The organism is Pseudomonas sp. Irchel 3H9 (assembly GCF_900187495.1).
GTDB classification, from domain to species: domain Bacteria; phylum Pseudomonadota; class Gammaproteobacteria; order Pseudomonadales; family Pseudomonadaceae; genus Aquipseudomonas; species Aquipseudomonas sivasensis.
The window spans coordinates 118727-138009 of the sequence record NZ_FYDK01000003.1; the positions used below are offsets into that span (position 1 = coordinate 118727).

A 19283-nucleotide genomic window follows, 5' to 3' on the forward strand; every position below is an offset into this window, starting at 1 on the left:
CCGCGCTCAGCGATAAACCGGGAAATCAGCGCACAGGGCAGACACGTGCTTGGCCACGTTGGCCTCGACGTCGGCATCGCCGAGGTTGTCGAGGATGTCGCAGATCCAGCCGGCCAACTCAACACACTGCGCCACTTTGAAACCGCGCGTGGTCACCGCCGGGGTGCCGATGCGAAGGCCCGAGGTCACGAACGGCGACTGCGGGTCATTCGGCACGGCGTTTTTGTTGACGGTGATGTGGGCGCGACCGAGGGCGGCATCCGCCTCTTTGCCGGTGAGGCCCTGACGGATCAGGCTGACCAGGAACAAGTGGTTATCAGTGCCGCCGGACACTACATCGTAGCCGCGTTTGATAAACACGCCGGCCATGGCCTGGGCGTTGTCGATCACCTGCTGCTGGTAGACCTTGAAGCCTGGCTCCTGGGCTTCCTTGAAGCACACGGCCTTGCCGGCGATCACATGCATCAGCGGGCCGCCCTGGGCGCCAGGGAACACGGCGGCGTTGAGTTTCTTTTCAATTTCTTCGTTGGCCTTGGCCAGGATCAAACCGCCACGTGGACCGCGCAGGGTCTTGTGGGTAGTGGTGGTGACCACGTCTGCGTAGGGCAGCGGGTTGGGGTACAGGCCGGCGGCAACCAGGCCGGCGACGTGGGCCATGTCGACGAACAGCAGCGCGCCGACTTTGTCAGCGATGGCGCGAAAGCGTGGGAAATCCAGGGTCTTGGAGTAGGCAGAGAACCCGGCCACCACCATTTTCGGCTTGTGCTCGACGGCCAGGCGCTCGACTTCGTCGTAGTCGATCAGGCCGGTGTCGGTGTTGATGCCGTATTGCACCGCGTTGTAGAGCTTGCCCGAGGACGACACTTTGGCGCCGTGGGTCAGGTGACCGCCGTGGGCCAGGCTCATGCCCAGGATGGTGTCGCCGGCATTGATCAACGCCAGGTACACAGCGCTGTTGGCAGACGAACCGGAGTGTGGCTGCACGTTGGCGTAATCGGCGCCGAACAGTTGCTTGGCGCGCTCGATGGCCAGGGCTTCAACCTTGTCCACGTGCTCGCAGCCGCCGTAGTAGCGCTTGCCTGGGTAGCCTTCGGCGTATTTGTTGGTGAGGCCGCTGCCTTGAGCTTCCATCACACGCTTGCTGGTGTAGTTCTCCGACGCGATCAGCTCGATATGATCTTCCTGACGCTGCTCTTCGGCATTCATGGCCGCCAGCAGTGCGTCGTCATATCCCTGGATCTGGTCTTGTTTGCTGAACATCGCGTCTCTCCCAGCCTTTCGTATTGTTGAGGCCCGTCGCAGGGCCCTTTGATGCGATGGTAGGGCTGGTGCAGACAGGCCAAATGCCTACGGACGCCACGCAAAGGTGCGTTTACGACATTGCCGGAACAACACAGAACAAATGTGGGAGAGGGCTTGCTCCCGATAGCGGTGTATCAGCCACAGCATGTGCAAGCTGATCCACCGCTATCGGGAGCAAGCCCCCTCCCACAATGGGTCAGGTGATGAACTTGCGAAGGAGTAGCAGCAGCAGGAAATGCGCGGGATAGAGCACATACGCCCAACGACGCATGGCCGGGGGCCCGGCGCTTTTGGCATGTCGCAATAAGACCAATCCGGCCAATGGCGCAATCAGGCAGGTCGCCAATCCCAACAGCGCCACCGGCGTGCCGCTATTGAGCAGGATCTGCCACTGGTTGGCCGCGACGCAGACCAGGCCCGGCAACACACTGAAATACCAAGGCCGACTAAACACCAGCAGCATCGCCAATGGCAGCAATACACCAAAGAAACCGAACATTAAGTGGGATGAAAATACGGCCGCTATCGTGGCGGCGATCAACGCCAATCCTCGATCAATAAGCGCCTTCTGCTGCCATCCCCGGGCAACCAGCAAGCCCAAGGCCAAGGTCGGCAGCACATTCAACGTATCGGCATCGTCGATAAACATCCGGTACGGCACTTCGCTGATCACACTGAACAGCAGCAGCCAGCCCAGGTAACGCCAATGCCCAGTCACCGGTGCGTTTGCGACGCGGTGCAGGTTCGCCGCAATCGCCAGGCAAAACCACGGGAACGCCAAGCGCCCCGGTACGTAGAGGCCATCGAGGCTCAAGCCGACATAACGCAGGTGGTCGAGCACCATGCTCAGCAGCGCCAGCCACTTGAGCAAATCCAAAGCGCCATCACGGACACGTCCGACAGGTATCGTTTCAGTACCGTGCATAATTCCCCAGTGACTTTGCATTTACAGAGCGTGCGTACGCCCGACAATCTTGGTTAAAGTGCGCACCAACATCGACCACAGGAATGGGCCATGACCGACAAGAGCCAACAATTCGCCAGTGACAACTATTCGGGCATTTGCCCGGAAGCCTGGGCCGCCATGGAACAAGCCAACCAAGGCCATCAACGCGCCTATGGCGATGATGAATGGACCCACCGCGCCGCCGACGGTTTCCGCAACCTGTTCGAAACCGACTGCGAAGTGTTCTTCGCCTTCAACGGCACCGCCGCCAATTCACTGGCGCTGTCCTCCTTGTGCCAGAGCTACCATAGCGTGATTTGCTCGGAAACGGCCCACGTCGAAACCGACGAATGCGGCGCGCCAGAGTTTTTCTCCAACGGCTCCAAACTGCTCGTAGCCCGCACCGAAAACGGCAAGCTGACCCCGGAATCGATCCGCGAGATCGCGCTCAAACGCCAAGACATCCATTACCCCAAACCCCGCGTAGTCACCCTGACCCAAGCCACTGAAGTCGGCAGCGTGTACACCCCGGAAGAAATCCGCGCCATCAGCGCCACTTGCAAAGAACTGGGCCTGAACCTGCACATGGACGGCGCGCGCTTTTCCAACGCCTGCGCCTTCCTCGGCTGCTCGCCAGCAGACCTGACTTGGAAAGCCGGTGTGGACGTACTGTGCTTTGGCGGCACCAAAAACGGCATGGCCGTGGGGGAAGCGATCCTGTTCTTCAACCACAAGCTGGCCGAAGACTTCGACTACCGCTGCAAACAGGCCGGCCAGCTCGCGTCGAAGATGCGCTTCCTGTCGGCGCCATGGGTGGGGCTGCTGGAAAACGACGCCTGGCTCAAACATGCACGCCACGCCAACCACTGCGCACAACTGCTGAGCAGCCTGGTGGCGGATATTCCGGGCGTGGAATTGATGTTCCCGGTACAGGCCAACGGCGTATTCCTGCAACTCTCGGAACCAGCCATTGCCGCGTTGACCGCCAAGGGCTGGCGCTTCTACACCTTCATCGGTAAAGGCGGCGCGCGATTCATGTGCGCGTGGGATACCGAGGAAGAACGCGTGCGCGAACTGGCCGCAGACATCCGCGAAGTTATGGGCGCCTGACAATGACTCACTGATGTACATAAAAAAATGTGGGAGGGGGCTTGCTCCCGATGGCGATGGGTCAGCTTGCACATGCAGTGACTGACACTCTGCTATCGGGAGCAAGCCCCCTCCCACATGTGGACTGTGTTGTGCCTGGAGGAAGAGCGTGCGCGAACTGGCCGCAGACATCCGCGAAGTTATGGGCGCCTGACAATGACTCACTGATGTACATAAAAAATGTGGGAGGGGGCTTGCTCCCGATGGCGGTGGGTCAGCTTGCACATGCAGTGACTGACACTCTGCTATCGGGAGCAAGCCCCCTCCCACATGTGGACTGTGTTGTGCCTGGAGGAAGAGCACGTGCGAACTGGCCGCAGACATCCGCGAAGTCATGGGCGCCTGACAATGACTCACTGATGTGCATAAAAATGTGGGAAGGGGCTTGCTCCCGATGGCGATGGGTCAGCTTGCACATGCAGTGGCTGACACTCTGCTATCGGGAGCAAGCCCCCTCCCACATCTGGACTGTGTTGTGCCTGGAGGAAGAGCGCGTGCGAACTGGCCGCAGACGTCCGCGAAGTCATGGGTGCCTGACAATGACTCACTGATGTACAAAAAAAATGTGGGAGGGGGCTTGCTCCCGATGGCGGTGGGTCAGCTTGCACATGCAGTGACTGACACCCTGCTATCGGGAGCAAGCCCCCTCCCACATTTGGACTGTGTTGTGCCTGCAGGAAGAGCGCGCGCGAACTGGCCGCAGACGTCCGCGAAGTCATGGGCGCCTGACAATGACTCACTGATGTGCATAAAAATGTGGGAGGGGGCTTGCTCCCGATGGCGGTGGGTCAGCTTGCACATGCAGTGACTGACACTCTGCTATCGGGAGCAAGCCCCCTCCCACATTTGGACCCTGTTGTGCCTGTAGGAAGAGCGTGTGCGAACTGGCCGCAGACATCCGCGAAGTCATGGGCGCCTGACAATGACTCACTGATGTATATAAAAAAATGTGGGAGGGGGCTTGCTCCCGATGGCGGCGGGTCAGCTTGCACATGCAGTGGCCGACACTCTGCTATCGGGAGCAAGCCCCCTCTCACATGTGGACTGTGTTGTGCCTGGAGGAAGAGCGTGCGCGAACTGGCCGCAGACATCCGCGAAGTCATGGGTGCCTGACAATGACTCACTGATGTACATAAAAAATGCGGGAGGGGGCTTGCTCCCGATGGCGGTGGGTCAGCTTGCACATGCAGTGGCTGACACTTTGCTATCGGGAGCAAGCCCCCTCCCACATTTGGACTGTGTTGTGCCTGCTTGAGCAATCAGAACTCGATACGCACATCCCCCTTCGGCACGCTGCAGCACGACAGGATGTAACCGTCGGCTTCGTCTTCCTCGGTGATCCCGCCGTTGTGGTCCATCTCGACCTCCCCGCCCAGCTTCATCACCTTGCACGTTCCGCAAATGCCCATGCCGCAAGCTTTCGGGATCAACAGCCCAAGCTTGGCCGCCGCTGCGTGCACGGTTTCGCCCGGCGCCACGCGGATGCTCTTGCCTGACGAAATGAATTCCACCTGATGCAGGTCTGCCAAATCGATTTCCGGCGCGTCGGCCGCTTGTTCGGCTTGTTCCACCGCATCGGCACGAGCTTCCGGCGGCGTCGCACCGAAGGATTCCTCGTGATAGCGCGCCATGTCGAACCCGGCCACTTCCAGCAGGCGCTTGACCGCGTTCATGTACGGCGTCGGGCCGCAGCAGAACACTTCGCGCTCCAGGAAGTCGGGCACCATCAGTTCGAGCATCTTGTGGTTCAGGTAGCCCCGATAACCGGCCCAAGGCTCGCCCAGACCGTGCTTCTCACAAATCAGGTGCAGGCTGAAGTTATCGATCCGCGACGCCATGTGCTCCAGCTCGCGGTGGTAAATGATGTCTTTGGGCGAGCGGGCGCTGTGGATAAAGGTCATGTCGACATTGGCGTTGGTGTCGTAGAACCAACGCGCCATGGACATCACGGGAGTAATCCCCACCCCGCCGCTGAGGTACAAGACTTTGGGGCTTGGGAAGTCGATGGCGTTGAACAACCCCACCGGTCCGTGTACCGCCAGTTCCTGGCCTTCGTGCAGCGTGTCGTGCAGCCAGTTGGACACCTTGCCGCCCGGCACACGCTTGATGGTCACCGAGAAGCTGTAAGGCACCGAGGGCGAGCTCGAAATCGTGTACGAGCGCATGATCGGCTGGCCTTCGATTTCCAGCTCCAGGGTGACAAATTGCCCCGGCTTGAAAAAGAACAGGATCGGCTGGTCGGCCATGAAGCAAAAGGTGCGCACGTCCCAGGTTTCCTGGATGACTTTGACGCAACGGACGATGTGCCGACCATTGGCCCAGGTCTGGGTAGTTACTGGATTCAGGAAACTGTTGGACATGCTGATTCTCCACTGCCGATATTCGGCTTTATGGTGGCGATTCTGCGTAACGCGAGAACCACCCATTTACCTATCTGCGACATTCACATACTTATCGCGACCAGCCCCCAACGACAGGGGGTTGCGCGTCGGGATCAGATTGGGCCATGTCGCCCATGGATAAGGATCGTCGCAACGCCGGCCCCACACTCGCACCCAACAACTACGCTTTCTTTACGCCTTGCATAGCATCAACCGTAGCCACTATTCGCCGGCCACACAGAATGGCCATGAGGACACACACGATGGACGTCACCGCAACCTTAAGCTTGGGCGATCCGCTGGAACCCGCACGCAAGGCCACCGCGCAAATGCTGCAAGAGCGCGAGCGCACGTTTTCGCTGCCGCAGCCGTTCTACTCTGATGACCGGCTGTTTGATATCGACATGCAGGAGATTTTCCAGAAAGAGTGGTTGATCGCCGGCATGACCTGCGAAATTCCCGCCAAGGGTAACTACCTGACCCTGCAAATCGGCAAGAACCCGATCATCGTGATTCGTGGCGCCGAAGGCGTGGTGCATGCGTTCCACAACGTCTGCCGCCATCGCGGTTCGCGCCTGTGCACCAGTGACAAGGGCAAGGTCGCCAAACTCGTGTGTCACTACCACCAGTGGACTTACGAGCTGGACGGCCGCCTGCTGTTTGCCGGTACCGAAATGGGCGCCGACTTCGACATGAAGCAGTACGGTTTGAAGCCGGTGAACGTTAAGACCGCCGGTGGCTACATCTTCATCAGCCTGGCCGAGAACCCGCCGGCCATTGATGACTTCCTGTCGACCCTGAACCACTACATGGAACCGTACGACATGGAGAACACCAAGGTGGCGGTGCAAACCACCTTGATGGAAAAAGCCAACTGGAAGCTGGTACTGGAAAACAACCGCGAGTGCTACCACTGCAACGCCTCGCACCCGGAACTGCTCAAGACCCTGCTGGAATGGGACGATGTCACCGACCCGCGTGCCGACCAGGCGTTCAAGGACCACGTGGCCGCCTCCGCAGCCGCTTGGGACGCGGAAAAAATTCCTTACGCCCACGCCAGCTTCGGCCTGCGCAACCGCATCGTGCGCATGCCGCTGCTCAAGGGCACTGTGTCGATGACGCTGGACGGCAAGCAAGGCTGCGCCAAGCTGATGGGCCGCATCAAAAACCCCGATCTGGGCTCGATGCGCATCCTGCACCTGCCGCATTCCTGGAACCACTGCATGGGCGATCACATCATCGTGTTCACCGTGTGGCCAATCAGCGCCCAGGAAACCATGGTCACCACCAAGTGGATCGTGCACAAGGACGCCGTCGAAGGCGTGGACTACGACGTGGAGCGCATGCGCCAAGTGTGGGACGCCACCAACGACCAGGACCGTCGCTTGGCCGAAGAGAACCAGCGCGGGATCAACTCCACCGCTTACCAGCCAGGGCCGTACTCCAAGACCTATGAGTTCGGCGTGGTGAACTTTGTGGACTGGTACAGCGAGCGCCTGCTGAGCAATCTGGGCGCTGCACCGGCGCCTTACCTCAAAGGCGTGGCTGCACACGAATAACCGATACCCGCAGCTCAACAAGGTGGGAGGGGGACAAGCCCCCTCCCGCACTTGAACCTCACACTGCTCAATATTTGATCAAATCTCTCGCAAGCCTCTGCCTGCGCGCCCTCCAGCCTTTACCCAACAACTTATCCACAAAGCCACCCACAGTAATTGTGGGCAACTGGCTTACTTGTCCAAAATTAACTGAAGAAAATCCGTGACTTATTCAACTCCACGGGTTTCGCCCTGCTTTGATCAATTTATGATCAATAGTCTGCAAGCCACGTAATACAAAGCCCACAGCGGTACGCAAACACCTTATCCACAGATCCGCCAACAGACTTTGGGGGCAACTCTGGCGACGCTGTGGAAAACCGCCTCAAACCTTCATAAACCGGGGCATCTACCGGTTTAGCGGAACAAAAAGGCCGAATTGATCAAAATACAACCAACTCACTGAGAGCCGCTGTTTATATGGCCTGTAGCTGATAGCGAACATCTTATCCACAGAACCGCCAACAGAGTTTGGGGGCAAGTCGAGAATGGGCAGCGTCCTTATCCACATCAAAACGCCTGTAAAAACCGCCACTTAGCCTGGTTGTTTTTCGTACAGCGCGCTGTAGGCCTTGATTTACAAGCTCTGTGGACAACCACAAACACCTTATCCACAGGCACGTGCACAGTGATTGTGGGTAACCACCGCTTATCGGCCAACTGTACAAAAAATACTCAGATTCAAAGTTCATCTACACTCACTTTTGCAGTTATATCCATTGGCCTGGGTTAATGCAGAAGTCCTTGGCGCGATAGAGGGAGATAGATCAGTGATAGGGCGGGGTCATTCCAGCCATCACTGCGCCAAAGGTTTTACGCTGATTGAATTACTACTGACGCTGGCCTTACTGGCCACGCTTTCGACAGTGGCTTATCCGCTGACGGCGTTGATGGGTAAACGCGACAGGGAACTTGACCTGCAACGCTCGTTGCGGGAAATACGCCGTGGGATCGACGCCTACAAAGAAGCCAGCGACGACGGACGTATTGAAAGAAGTATCAGCGACAGCGGTTATCCACCCTCCCTCCAAGCATTAGTCGAGGGGGTCACGGACAAGACCGATCTCAAAGGCAAAAAACTCTTCTTCCTGCGCCGCATCCCCCGCGACCCCGTCTGCGAGTGTCCGGAACTGTTGCCCGCGCAAACCTGGCAACTGCGCAGTTACAAGAGCACCGCTGATAACCCACAAGAGGGGGAAGATGTATTCGACGTTTCGTCCCGCAGCACACGGGAGAGTTTGAATGGAACGTCATACAGCCAGTGGTAATCGGGGTTTTACCCTGATCGAGTTGCTGGTGGTGATGGCTATCATCGCCACCCTCATGACCCTCGTGACGCCCCAGTATTTTCGCCAGCACGCCAAGGCCCAGGAAACCGTGCTGCGCCATAACCTGTCCTCCATCCGCCAGGCCCTGGACCAATACCGTGAAGACCACGGCAACAATCCCGAGTCCCTGCAAGCCCTGGTCGACCGGCGCTATTTGCGCGAAATCCCCATGGACCCGCTCACCGGCAAGCGCGACACCTGGCAACTGCAACCCTCCGACGAACAAGGCCTGGGCGACGTGCGCAGCGGTGCGCCCGGCAGCGCCCACGACGGGAGCGCCTATGCAGACTGGTAAACACCGCCAGGACGGCTCGGTGTTCATGGGCATGTTGGTGACAGTGGCCGTGGTGGCCGTGATGTTGATGGAAACAGGCACGCTGTGGTCCAGCGTGTTGCAGCGCGAGCGTGAGTTGGAACTGCTGGCGCGAGGCAATGAAATTCGGCGGGCGATCGGCCTGTACTACGCCGCCGGTAATACGTTCCCCAAGTCCCTCGAAGATTTGGTGCTGGACCGCCGCCAACCGACCATCAAGCGCTACCTGCGCCGGGTCTATGACGACCCGCTGACCGGCACCGCCGATTGGGGCGTGGTCCCGGGGCCGGGTGAAACGATCATGGGCGTGTTCAGCAACGCCAGCGGCACGCCGTTCAAGCAAAGCAACTTTGCGGTGATCAATCAGAGTTTTACAGGGCAAGGCAGTTATCAAGGGTGGGTGTTTCTGTACGGCCCTGGACAGAGTAACCCTCCAATCCCCAGCACTCCCCGTGGAGACCAGCCCAACCAATGATGCCCTTGCACACACACTGATCGTTCCAGCCGTTCGGAACTTTTCTATCTGAATTGAGGCGGACTACAACATGAATAACCTACAGCGCTACACAAGGAACTTGATTAACTGGGTGCTCGCACTGGCAATTCTGATGCCGGCGCTAGCGATAGCCCATGGCGGCGTGGATACCCCCGTCGCACGACAGATCCACTGCAGAATGCTTCCGGACTTTTGGTCAGGTAGCAAAAGTGACGCTGGGTGCGCAGCACTGGACAAAAAAAGTGAAAAGTATCCAGGTCAACAATGGAATGAAGTCGCGCATTTGATCCGGGCGCCCGGTTATGAGGACCTGGAGACCGTCAAGCGAGAAGTGCCGGACGGCAAACTGTGCTCGGCAGCCGACAGCAAAAAAGACGGCCTGAACCTGGTGGGGAACGAATCGCCGTCGGAGGCGAAATGGGATTGGCACCGCACCGACGTGACGCCCGAAAACGGCAAAATGGACGTGCGCATCATCGGCACGGCGCCCCACGTGCCCAGTTTTGCGCGGGTGTTCCTGACCAAACCAGGCGTTGACCCAACCCGCGCCCCCTTGACCTGGAATGACTTGACCCTTATCCACACCGAGCAATTCACGGTCGCGCAAACCAACTGGGGCAACAAGCCACCGGCTATTTCGGCCTCGGGATACTTCAAAATGTCAGTTCCGGTTCCGGCACAGCAGTCCGGCAAGGCGACGCTCTTCGTGCAATGGCAGCGCATAGATCCGGCCGGGGAAGGGTTCTACAACTGCAGCGACATTAACATCGTCGGGGGCGGTATTCCGGAGCGCTGGCGCGAGCTTGGCCAGTTCATCGACGCCGTCATGGGCGCCCTCAAACCCGGTGACGCCGTGCGCTTCCGCATCCTCGACAACACCCCGCGAGCCCAGGAGGTCGTCGATATAACCCTGCCCATCACGGCAGCCAATCTGGACGCGAAAATCTGGGGCCAACAACTGGCCAGTCAGATCAATGCGAGCATCGCCAAAGTCGGGGAAAAGCACGGTAACGACATTGCGTTCAACTCAGCCGACCCAAGCGCCAACTCAGTGTTCGTCCAGAACGAGGGTTACTCCAAGGCGATGTCCATCATTCCGGGTGGGGAAACGCCTGTTAACCCTGCGCCACCGGTTGCCCGTATTACCGGCCCCACTTCGTTGAAGTCCGGACAGGCATTTACCTTCAGTGGCACGGGCTCGACCGGTAGCAACGGGCAACTGCTCTACCAATGGGCGGTGCCTGGGATGACCGTGGCGCAGAACGCCGCCAACGTCAGCGGTACTGCCTACACCGTCACAGAGGCGACCCCGTTCAAGGCACGCCTGAATGTGCGCGACCAGCAAAACGGCAAGACCAGCCAGGCGGAGTTCGACTTCACGGTGACTCCGGACAGCGGCGGCGGAGAGTATCCGGCCTACGTAGAGGGCACACCGTACAAAGCCGGGGACATCGTGAGCAACGCTGGCGGTAACTACCGCTGCAGACCGTTTCCGAACAGCGGCTGGTGCGCTGGTGCCGCATGGGCTTATGCACCGGAAACCGGCGAAGCATGGCGCGACGCTTGGGAAAAGGTGGAATAAGCCGACGCGCATATTCATTAACTCGATAACCCCAAGAGCCAAACGTTATAGGGCGCCTCACGGCGCCTTATATCGACGAACGCTACAGTTGTAGAGGTGTAATTCGAATAGCGATGCAGTACTACCGGCGGTGCCCGCTCAAACGCGGGCCGGGAGATGGCTACACAACCGCCGTGCCTTGGCACTCCCACAGGGTATCTCCATGTACAGTCGCGCCTTTTTCCGCACCCGCTCCTGCGGTTTCACCTTGCTTGAGCTGCTGGTAGTCCTGCTGATCATCGCCCTGCTCGCCAGCTACGTCGGGCCGAAGATGTTTGATCGATTGGAACTGGCCAAGGTGCAAACAGCCCAGGGGCAGATGAAGTCCCTTGCCGATGCCTTGCATCAGTACCGCTTGGACAATGGCACCTACCCCGACGAAACACTCGGCCTGAATGCGCTCACGACGCGCCCCGCCAACGCGAACAATTGGCAGGGGCCGTACCTCAAGTCACTGCCGCCAGACCCATGGGGCAACCCTTACCTTTTCAAGAACCCCGGTACTGCGCCCAACGACGCAGAGATCATCTGCCTGGGCCGAGACGGCAAAGCCGGCGGTGAGAACACCTACGCCGACATCGTCTACGGGCTGTGACCCACCATGCGCCGCCTGCCGCTTGCCTTAACCCTGTTGTGCTGCATGGGCGTTGCCCAGGCCAACTGCTGGCAATTGGCGGCCAGCCGTTACCACGTTGACCCGCTTCTGCTGTACGCCATCGCCAAGGTCGAGTCCGGCCTCAACCCACACGCGCGTAACCTCAACAGTGACGGCAGCCAGGACATCGGCCTGATGCAAATCAACAGCCGTCACTTGCCCGCGCTCGCGCAATGGGGCATCACCGAACAACACCTGATTACCCAGCCCTGCACCAGCGTGATGGTCGGCGCGTGGATCCTCGCCGGGTTTATCCGCGAACAGGGCTATGGCTGGCAGGCAGTCGGCGCCTACAACGCCGGGGCCAAGTCGGATCGCCAGGCACAGCGCTCGCGCTACGCCCGGGCGGTGTGGCGCTACTACGGTGAGTTACTGCAACAACGCCAACAACTGGCGAGGCAGGCACCATGATCGACGTCGACGCACGCATCATCCGCGACGGCCATTTGCAGTCCCTGCAACTGCACGCCGTTGACCTCTCCCAGGCGCGCCGGCAACTGCAGGCCGAGGGTGTGCAAGTCATCTCGCTCAAAGCCCGCCGCCAACTCAAACTGCCGAGTCGCCGCAGCACGTTCGCCCTTGGCCTGTTTATCCAGGAACTGGTGGTGCTGCTGGACGCCGGACTGGTGCTGGTGGAAGCGGTGGAAACCCTGCGCGACAAGGCGCCGCCGGGCGTCAACCGACAGGTCATGAGCGATCTGCTCGCCTCCATGTATGAAGGCAACTCACTGTCCAAGGCGATGCAGCTCAAGCCACAGACGTTTCCTTCGCTGTTGATCGCCACCGTGGCGTCCTCCGAGCACAGCGGCCAATTGGCCGTGGCCCTGCGCCGCTACCATCATTTCGAAGCGCATTTGGAAACCGTCAAAAAGCGCGTCAGCGGCGCCCTGATGTACCCCTTGGTGGTGCTCAGCGTGGGCGCGTTGATCCTGCTGTTTCTGCTGTTTTTCGTGATCCCGCGCTTCGCCTCGGTATTCGATGCGGTCACCGACCTGCCAGCCACCGCGCGCTTCATGGTGTGGTGGGGCGCGCTGGTGGACGCCCATAGCCTGGAGATGCTGGTCGGCCTGGTACTGGTCATCGCTGCACTGGTGCTGATGTTTCGCAGCGCCGGGTTCAAGCGTCGCGCAGCGGGCCTGTTCTGGAAAATCCCCAGCCTGGGAGCCCAGCGCACGCTGTTTGTGCTCGCGCGGTTTTATCGCACCGCAGGCATGTTGCTGATGGGCGGAATGCCGGTGGTCACGGCGGTGGAATTGTCCGGCGCGCTACTGCCCGTGGAACGTCAAGGCGCCTTGCGCCAAGCCATGACCGATATCCAGGCCGGCCAACCCCTCTCTACCGCCCTCGCCCGCCATCAACTGACCACCGCCGTCGCCGAACGCCTATTGCGGGTGGGCGAGCAAAGCGGCGAATTGGCGGCCATGTGTGAGCGCATCGCGCAGTTTCACGATGAGGCACTGGAGCGCGCCATTGAGCTGTTCAGCAAGGTGTTCGAGCCACTGTTGATGCTGGTGGTGGGCGGGCTGATCGGCTTGATCGTGTTCATGCTGTACATGCCGATTTTCGAACTGGCGGGTTCCATTCAGGGGTAACGCGATGAGTGAGCAGACACTGCAATGGCAAGCGCTTGCGGCACAACGAGGCATCCCCTTGTCCGATTACCTGCGGGAGGTCCTGGAAAAAGCACCCGACCAATTAAGCACTATCGCCCAGCCCCTCGGCCTGCTTGCCATCGCCCCGCAAACCCTCAGTGAAAACTGGCGTTTTGATCTGCTGGCATTGCCCCAGGCACTGATCCATAACGCGCTGCCTGTGGATAACCACGGTGAGCCCTGCCTGGTACTGGGCGACCCGTTCACCCTGGCCAACCGACACTGGTTGCAGTCCTCCAAAACCTTGCGCCAATTACCCCTCGCCATGAGCCTGCCCGGCGCGGTGAAAGCTCAATTGACCCTGGCCGAAGCCAGCCAACGGGTCATGCAACCCTTCGGCAGCGACGATGAAAGCGCCCGTGTCAGCCAGGCCGCCCAGGAAATTTCATTGAGCAGCATCGCCCGCGACGACAACCCAGTGGTGCGCCTGGTCAACTCCATGTTGTTCGATGCGCTGCAAAGCCGCGCCAGTGACATCCATGTGGAAACCACGCCCCAGGGCCTGGTGATCAAATACCGTATCGACGGCGTGTTGCAGCAGATGGGCCAGGCCAGCGGCCTGGACATGGCCGAGCAGGCACTGTCGCGGATCAAGGTGCTGTCGGAGCTGGATATCGGCGAGCGGCGGGTGCCCCAGGACGGACGCTTCAAGATGAAGATCCAGGGCCGCGAGGTGGATTTTCGTGTGTCGATCATGCCCAGCATCCACGGCGAAGATGCGGTGCTGCGGATTCTCGACAAGTCCCAGCGCGGCGAATCCCTGAGCTTGGAAACCCTTGGCCTGAGCGCCGACACCATCGCGCGCATCCGCGTATTGGCCAGCGAACCCTATGGCATGTTGCTGGTGACCGGCCCCACCGGCAGCGGCAAATCCACCACGCTGTACGCCGCCCTGTCGGAGACCAATACCGGCGAGAAAAAGATCATCACCATCGAAGACCCGGTGGAATACGAACTGCCCGGCGTGCTGCAAATTCCGGTCAACGACAAGAAGGGCCTGACCTTCGCCCGTGGCCTGCGCTCGATCCTGCGCCACGACCCGGACACGATTCTGGTGGGGGAAATCCGCGACGGCGAAACCGCCGGCATCGCGGTGCAGGCGGCGCTGACCGGGCACCTGGTGCTGTCGTCGGTGCACGCCAACAGCGCGTTCAGTGTGCTGGAGCGCTTTACCTATATGGACGTGGACCCGGCCAGTTTTGTCGAAGCCCTCAACGGCGTGGTCGCCCAGCGCCTGGTGCGGCGCATTTGCCCGGACTGCGGCGTCGACGCCGAGCCCGACCCCGATATTGTCCGCCTCGCCCAACTGCCTGACGCCCAACTCAGACAGGGCCACTACCGTGTGGGCACAGGCTGCGAGACCTGCCGCCACACCGGCTATCGAGGCCGGCTCGCCCTGGCTGAAGTGCTGACGCTGACCGACAGCATCAAGGAGGGCCTGCTCAACCGCAATTCGGCCTCCAGCCTGCGTGAACTGGCGCGTGAAGCCGGCCACGTATTTATCCGCGATATCGCCCTGGCCCATGCCGCCCAGGGCGATACCACGCTCAAGGAGATACACCGTGTCATTTCCCTTTATTGAGCATGTGGTGTGGCTGCACAGCACCGGTGCCGAGTGGGCCGCGCGCCCGCGCTGGCGCGGTGCGCCGGTGTGGCGCGCGCAACATGAAGGCGTGCCCTTGGCCGCCTGCGCCGAGCTGTTGGAACAGGCGCCGCGCGGCCGCGTAGGGTTCCTGGACCGCGCCACGGTGCTGCTGGGATTTCCCCATGTGCATTACCTGATGCTGGGGTGGCAAACCGGGTTGTACAGCGCAGACGATTGGCAAGGATTCGCCGAGGCCACGTTCAGCCAACAAGCCGGCATCGACCCTGAGCAGTGGCAGATACACGTGGCGGACAGCGCCTTCGGCCATGAACGCCTGGCGGTCGCGATGCATCGGGAGCTGCTGCACGACCTGCGTGAGCTATTCAAGCTGCGTCGCCTGCCGCTGGTGACGTGTATGCCATTGCTGACAGCGGTGGCGCAGCGGTATTGGCGGCACTTACCGGCCGACTGTGTGCTGGTGGTGCCCGAAACCGAAAGCCTCAGTTGCCTCTATCGACAACAGGGTGTGATCGACCAGGTCTGCGTCATACCCACTCCACGCGGCAGCACCTTGAGCGACAACCTGTTCACCGCCGACCTGCTGGTGGAGCGGCATGCCGCTGCCACCTTGGTGGTCACCAACACTCCGGCGGAAAACCGGTTGGGTCCGGTGCACCCCTGGCTGGAGGAGTCGTCTGCATGAAATCCAGGCTCGCGACTGTCTGGCAGCACCTGCGTACGCCTCAAGGGCCACACGTGGATTTCCTACGCGCCAGCGCCACCCGCCGGCCGTGGGTGACTGTCCTATGGCTGGGCGCAGCCGCCCTGCTGTTCAACACCTGGCAGCACTGGCAACGCATGGAGCAACAGCAACAACAGACCGACGCATTGGAGCAGCACTTCATCCAGCTGACTCGCCGTCAGGAGCAGTTGATCCAGGCCGCCATTCGCCTGTCGCCCACGCAAAAACAGCAGCTGTCCACGTTCGCCCAACAAAAGGCCACCCCCTTCGCACTGATGGATGCCGTGGCTCAGGCCTGGTCCCGAGATATCGCCCTGACCCGCGTCGAGATCAACACACAGGCCCAACTGATTCATCTGGACCTGGAAGCCAAAGTGCTGGGCGACGCCTTTCGATTTGCCGAGCGACTCAAGGCGCAACCCGGTGTACAGGTGAACCTGCAACAAAGCGCCCGCAAGGCCAACGACCCGCAACACCCGGTGCAGGTCAAACTCACCGTTGGCGCGGGGTAATGCCCATGCATGCCCTTACTCGCCACCTGCCGCGCCTGCGCTGGCAACTGACCCAGTGGCAACAGCGCCTGGGATTTTGGGGCCTGCTGGCGGTGGTGGCCATGATGGCGGCGCTGGTGATCGAAGTGACGGTGATCTACCCGGCAGGCATCAGCGACAACCTGCGCCGCCAGGAACTGCAGGCCGGCATCGATGAACAGCCTCAGGATGTGCAAGTCACCGAACCGGCGGTGGTCGAGCGCTTACCCAGCGCGCAGGACTTTGCCCCCCGCCTGGAAACGCTGCTGGGTGTGCTCAGCCGCTACGGCTTTGCCATCGAACAGACCACGCTGGCCTACTCCGCGCCCGGCGACACAGGGCTGCAACGGCTGGACGTGGAGATCCCGCTCTCCGGCCCCTACGCCTTATTGCGCAATGCCCTGGTCGACCTCTCGAACGAGCCCGCCGTGCGCATCGAGCGCGTGACCCTGGAACGCAAAGACATCAGCAGCGGCATGCTGGACATCAACCTCAAGGTCAGTGTGCTGGGGGTGGTGGAATGAAGCTGCCACTGTATTTGCGCGTGCTCCTGTTATTGACCCTGATCAGCTGTGGCTGGCTGTTCTGGCAGGACACGGTGGACAGCCCTGCCCCTGCATCGTCACCCGTGACGACCACGCCGCAGATCAAACCCACAGCGCCAGCGTCACCCTCCGCGCCAACCTTGGCTGAAACGGTCGACCTGTTCCCCACCCAAACCTGGACACCTGCGCCGCCCCCCATTCCAGTCGACACCGCACCGCCCAAACCACCTGCGCTGCCCTTCAGCGTGAGCGCGCAGTGGCGTTATGAGAACCAATCGAAAATCGTCGTGCTGCGCGGTAATGATCGCCAATACACGCTGTGCAACCGCTGCTCGGTGCCGGGGCGCATCGTGCCCGGCAAGATGCTCGACTCGCACTACCGACTGGACAAGCTGACCGACACGACCGTGGTGCTGACCTACATGCCGCTCAAGCATGTCAGCACCTTGCGGCTTGACACTCACTGACCAGGGCGGGACACGATCATGGCGATACGTACATGGATTTACTTGAGCCTGACCCTGGCTCTGCTCAGCGCGTGCCAGACCCAACGCGCAATCAAAGAGAGCGATGAGTTGCGCCAAAAGGGCGACATCATCCGCTCGGTGGAAGTGCTCCAAGCCGAAGCCAAACAAGACCCAGACGACGTGCAACTGCGCACCGCCAATTTCAGCAAACTGGAGTTGCTGGTGGCCCAGTACAGCCGCGAGGCCAGTACCGCACTGATGCGTGGTGACGACGCGGCCGCCATCCGCGCCCTGGAAACCATCCTCAAATACGACCCCAGCAACCTCGGCGCACGCCAGGAAATCCAGAGCATCCAGGCGATGAAACAACTGCGCCCACAACTGGCGCAGGCCTACGAAATGAAACGCGCAAACCCAGTGGAGGCGCTCAACCTGGTGCGCCGGATCATCGCGCAAAAGCCCAACTACCGAGAGGCCCTGGACTTTCGCAATGCCCTGACCCGCGAGCTGGTCAGCGCCGACTACCTCAGCGCCGACCTTTCCGAGGCCATGCGCAAACCCCTGAGCCTGGAGTTCAGCGCCCAGAGCCTGACCACGATTTTCGAGACCATCGCGCGACTCTCGGGGGTCAACTTCGTCATCGACAAAGACGTCAATCCCAGCGCCTCGGCAAGCATGACCGCCAGCCGAACCACCGCCGAAGATGCGCTGAACCTGCTGCTGACCACCCAAGGGCTGGACAAGAAAATCCTCAACGCCAACACCATCCTGGTTTACCCCCGCCGCCCAGACAAAGAACGTGAATACCGTGAGTTGGCCGTCCGCACCTTCTACCTCAGCCATGGCGACCCCAAGGTCATCGCTGCCGAGATCAAGCAGGTGCTCAAGCCCAAGGAGGTGTTGGTAGACGAGCGCCTGAATGCGGTGATTGTGCGCGATGGGCTGGACACCCTCAGCGCCGTGGAAAAACTGGTGGAGGCCATCGACATTGCGCAGTCGGAAGTGACCATCGATATCCAGGTGCTGGAGGTCAGCCTGACCGACGAATTGAACCTGGGCATCCAGTACCCGGAAGGTATCGGCTTGTCGGTAGGCAACCTGGCCAACGTGCCCGCCGGGCTTGCGGGTATCCCCATCAGCGCGTTGCGCGGGATCAACGGTGACAACATCCTGCTGGATTCGGGCAGCACATCGGCGCGTATCAATATGCTGCAGCGCAGCGGCAACACCGTGACCCTGGCCAACCCCAGGGTGCGGGTGCGCAATCGTGAAGAAGCCCAGGTGAATATCGGCGACAAGATCCCGGTGGTGACCACCACCACCGCCAATCAGATCACCACCTCATCGGTGTCTTATCAGGACGTGGGGCTGCAGATCTCCGTCAAGCCCAATATCAGCCTGAGCGATGAGGTGAACCTGGAGCTGAACGTGGAAATGAGCCACATCACCAAGCGCATTCCCGGCTCGGAAAACGTGCCAGCCACCTTCGAACTGGGCTCACGTTCCACCAAGACCCTGCTGACCGCGCGCAACAACGAAACCCAGATCGTCTCGGGGCTGATCCGCACCTCGGATGTCGATGAAGGCTCGGGGCTGCCGTGGTTGAGCCAGATCCCGTGGATCGGCAAGAAGCTGTTCGGCACTAACCAGAACACTCAGCAGAAAACCGAGATCATCCTGCTGCTGACGCCGAGGATCGAACGCAACCTCGACCTGCCGATTTCCCAGATCAGCACCTTTCACAGCGGCACCGAAGCGCGCAGCTCAACCCAGGGCATGATCCTGCGCGACACCACCGACAAAATGATCCTCAAGCCGATGGGCGGCGACCCTACACAGGCCCTGCCACCGCCGATGCAACAGCCGGATGCCACCTGGCAGCCGCTTCCGCCACCGCTGCCGGAGCTGGTGCCGAAACCCGCGCCAGCCGCCCCTTAACCTCAGACCCTGATGGAGATAAAAATGTGGGAGGG

Annotated in this window: 18 protein-coding genes; 15 read left to right on the plus strand and 3 right to left on the minus strand. The window is 60.5% G+C overall.

Annotated features, from left to right (window positions below):
- Positions 1-6: 6 nt before the first annotated feature.
- Together glyA and CKW32_RS12285 are read right to left on the minus strand one after the other, a co-directional pair.
- On the minus strand, positions 7-1260 hold the full coding sequence (glyA, locus tag CKW32_RS12280; protein WP_032883977.1) for a serine hydroxymethyltransferase: 1254 nt from the start codon (positions 1258-1260) through the stop codon (positions 7-9).
- A gap of 238 nt (positions 1261-1498) precedes the next feature.
- Positions 1499-2227 carry a TraX family protein gene (locus CKW32_RS12285; protein WP_095185078.1) on the minus strand — a complete coding sequence of 243 codons (729 nt, stop codon included), beginning with the start codon at positions 2225-2227 and terminating at the stop codon, positions 1499-1501.
- A gap of 90 nt (positions 2228-2317) precedes the next feature.
- Here CKW32_RS12285 and CKW32_RS12290 point away from each other — a divergent pair, with 90 nt between their 5' ends.
- Positions 2318-3358 (plus strand): low specificity L-threonine aldolase, encoded by a 1041-nt coding sequence (locus CKW32_RS12290; protein ID WP_032883981.1) that lies wholly within the window; start codon positions 2318-2320, stop codon positions 3356-3358.
- A 1298-nt stretch (positions 3359-4656) separates the two neighbouring features.
- Here CKW32_RS12290 and gbcB read toward each other — a convergent pair.
- Positions 4657-5757 carry a glycine-betaine demethylase subunit GbcB gene (gene gbcB / locus CKW32_RS12295; RefSeq protein ID WP_032883983.1) on the minus strand — a complete coding sequence of 367 codons (1101 nt, stop codon included), beginning with the start codon at positions 5755-5757 and terminating at the stop codon, positions 4657-4659.
- Between the two features lie 284 nt (positions 5758-6041).
- Here gbcB and gbcA point away from each other — a divergent pair, with 284 nt between their 5' ends.
- The 14 genes from gbcA to CKW32_RS12370 all read left to right on the plus strand — a co-directional run bounded on the left by gbcA (position 6042) and on the right by CKW32_RS12370 (position 19248).
- The gene (gene gbcA, locus CKW32_RS12305) at positions 6042-7337 is read left to right on the plus strand and encodes a glycine-betaine demethylase subunit GbcA (RefSeq protein ID WP_032883986.1); all 1296 of its coding nucleotides are present in this window, start codon (positions 6042-6044) and stop codon (positions 7335-7337) included.
- Positions 7338-8149: 812 nt separating this feature from the next.
- The gene (locus CKW32_RS12310) at positions 8150-8644 is read left to right on the plus strand and encodes a prepilin-type N-terminal cleavage/methylation domain-containing protein (RefSeq protein WP_095185315.1); all 495 of its coding nucleotides are present in this window, start codon (positions 8150-8152) and stop codon (positions 8642-8644) included.
- The gene (locus CKW32_RS12315; protein WP_032883989.1) at positions 8619-8999 is read left to right on the plus strand and encodes a type II secretion system protein; all 381 of its coding nucleotides are present in this window, start codon (positions 8619-8621) and stop codon (positions 8997-8999) included. The genes CKW32_RS12310 and CKW32_RS12315 overlap by 26 nt, the downstream gene beginning before the upstream one ends.
- Entirely contained in the window at positions 8986-9492 is a 507-nt protein-coding gene (locus CKW32_RS12320) for a type II secretion system protein (RefSeq protein ID WP_177434272.1), read from the plus strand. Before CKW32_RS12315 ends, CKW32_RS12320 begins: the two co-directional genes overlap by 14 nt.
- Positions 9493-9625: 133 nt before the next feature.
- A complete protein-coding gene (locus tag CKW32_RS12325; RefSeq protein ID WP_256585333.1) occupies positions 9626-11095 on the plus strand; it encodes a lytic polysaccharide monooxygenase in 1470 nt (489 codons plus the stop codon).
- 202 nt (positions 11096-11297) lie between these two features.
- Positions 11298-11729 (plus strand): type II secretion system major pseudopilin GspG, encoded by a 432-nt coding sequence (gene gspG, locus CKW32_RS12330; RefSeq protein WP_095185080.1) that lies wholly within the window; start codon positions 11298-11300, stop codon positions 11727-11729.
- 6 nt (positions 11730-11735) lie between these two features.
- A complete protein-coding gene (locus CKW32_RS12335; RefSeq protein ID WP_095185081.1) occupies positions 11736-12200 on the plus strand; it encodes a transglycosylase SLT domain-containing protein in 465 nt (154 codons plus the stop codon).
- Positions 12197-13381 (plus strand): type II secretion system F family protein, encoded by a 1185-nt coding sequence (locus CKW32_RS12340; RefSeq protein WP_032883996.1) that lies wholly within the window; start codon positions 12197-12199, stop codon positions 13379-13381. Before CKW32_RS12335 ends, CKW32_RS12340 begins: the two co-directional genes overlap by 4 nt.
- Before the next feature lie 4 nt (positions 13382-13385).
- Positions 13386-15023 carry a GspE/PulE family protein gene (locus tag CKW32_RS12345; RefSeq protein ID WP_095185082.1) on the plus strand — a complete coding sequence of 546 codons (1638 nt, stop codon included), beginning with the start codon at positions 13386-13388 and terminating at the stop codon, positions 15021-15023.
- Positions 15004-15729 (plus strand): hypothetical protein, encoded by a 726-nt coding sequence (locus tag CKW32_RS12350; RefSeq protein ID WP_095185083.1) that lies wholly within the window; start codon positions 15004-15006, stop codon positions 15727-15729. Before CKW32_RS12345 ends, CKW32_RS12350 begins: the two co-directional genes overlap by 20 nt.
- A complete protein-coding gene (locus CKW32_RS12355; protein ID WP_095185084.1) occupies positions 15726-16280 on the plus strand; it encodes a hypothetical protein in 555 nt (184 codons plus the stop codon). The genes CKW32_RS12350 and CKW32_RS12355 overlap by 4 nt, the downstream gene beginning before the upstream one ends.
- 5 nt (positions 16281-16285) lie before the next feature.
- A complete protein-coding gene (locus tag CKW32_RS12360; protein ID WP_095185316.1) occupies positions 16286-16822 on the plus strand; it encodes a hypothetical protein in 537 nt (178 codons plus the stop codon).
- A complete protein-coding gene (locus CKW32_RS12365; protein WP_095185085.1) occupies positions 16819-17310 on the plus strand; it encodes a hypothetical protein in 492 nt (163 codons plus the stop codon). The genes CKW32_RS12360 and CKW32_RS12365 overlap by 4 nt, the downstream gene beginning before the upstream one ends.
- An 18-nt stretch (positions 17311-17328) precedes the next feature.
- Entirely contained in the window at positions 17329-19248 is a 1920-nt protein-coding gene (locus CKW32_RS12370; protein WP_095185086.1) for a secretin N-terminal domain-containing protein, read from the plus strand.
- Positions 19249-19283 lie beyond the last annotated feature (35 nt).

Bases quoted from the DNA above. Each gene is read 5' to 3' on its own strand.
- CKW32_RS12345 (WP_095185082.1), top strand. From the start codon at position 13,386: ATGAGTGAGCAGACACTGCAATGGCAAGCGCTTGCGGCACAACGAGGC.
- CKW32_RS12365 (WP_095185085.1), top strand. From the start codon at position 16,819: ATGAAGCTGCCACTGTATTTGCGCGTGCTCCTGTTATTGACCCTGATC.
- CKW32_RS12320 (WP_177434272.1), top strand. From the start codon at position 8,986: ATGCAGACTGGTAAACACCGCCAGGACGGCTCGGTGTTCATGGGCATG.
- gbcA (WP_032883986.1), top strand. From the start codon at position 6,042: ATGGACGTCACCGCAACCTTAAGCTTGGGCGATCCGCTGGAACCCGCA.
- CKW32_RS12285 (WP_095185078.1), bottom strand. From the start codon at position 2,227: ATGCACGGTACTGAAACGATACCTGTCGGACGTGTCCGTGATGGCGCT.
- CKW32_RS12360 (WP_095185316.1), top strand. From the start codon at position 16,286: ATGCATGCCCTTACTCGCCACCTGCCGCGCCTGCGCTGGCAACTGACC.
- CKW32_RS12290 (WP_032883981.1), top strand. From the start codon at position 2,318: ATGACCGACAAGAGCCAACAATTCGCCAGTGACAACTATTCGGGCATT.
- CKW32_RS12315 (WP_032883989.1), top strand. From the start codon at position 8,619: ATGGAACGTCATACAGCCAGTGGTAATCGGGGTTTTACCCTGATCGAG.
- CKW32_RS12355 (WP_095185084.1), top strand. From the start codon at position 15,726: ATGAAATCCAGGCTCGCGACTGTCTGGCAGCACCTGCGTACGCCTCAA.
- CKW32_RS12370 (WP_095185086.1), top strand. From the start codon at position 17,329: ATGGCGATACGTACATGGATTTACTTGAGCCTGACCCTGGCTCTGCTC.
- gbcB (WP_032883983.1), bottom strand. From the start codon at position 5,757: ATGTCCAACAGTTTCCTGAATCCAGTAACTACCCAGACCTGGGCCAAT.
- CKW32_RS12335 (WP_095185081.1), top strand. From the start codon at position 11,736: ATGCGCCGCCTGCCGCTTGCCTTAACCCTGTTGTGCTGCATGGGCGTT.
- gspG (WP_095185080.1), top strand. From the start codon at position 11,298: ATGTACAGTCGCGCCTTTTTCCGCACCCGCTCCTGCGGTTTCACCTTG.
- CKW32_RS12325 (WP_256585333.1), top strand. From the start codon at position 9,626: ATGCCGGCGCTAGCGATAGCCCATGGCGGCGTGGATACCCCCGTCGCA.
- glyA (WP_032883977.1), bottom strand. From the start codon at position 1,260: ATGTTCAGCAAACAAGACCAGATCCAGGGATATGACGACGCACTGCTG.
- CKW32_RS12340 (WP_032883996.1), top strand. From the start codon at position 12,197: ATGATCGACGTCGACGCACGCATCATCCGCGACGGCCATTTGCAGTCC.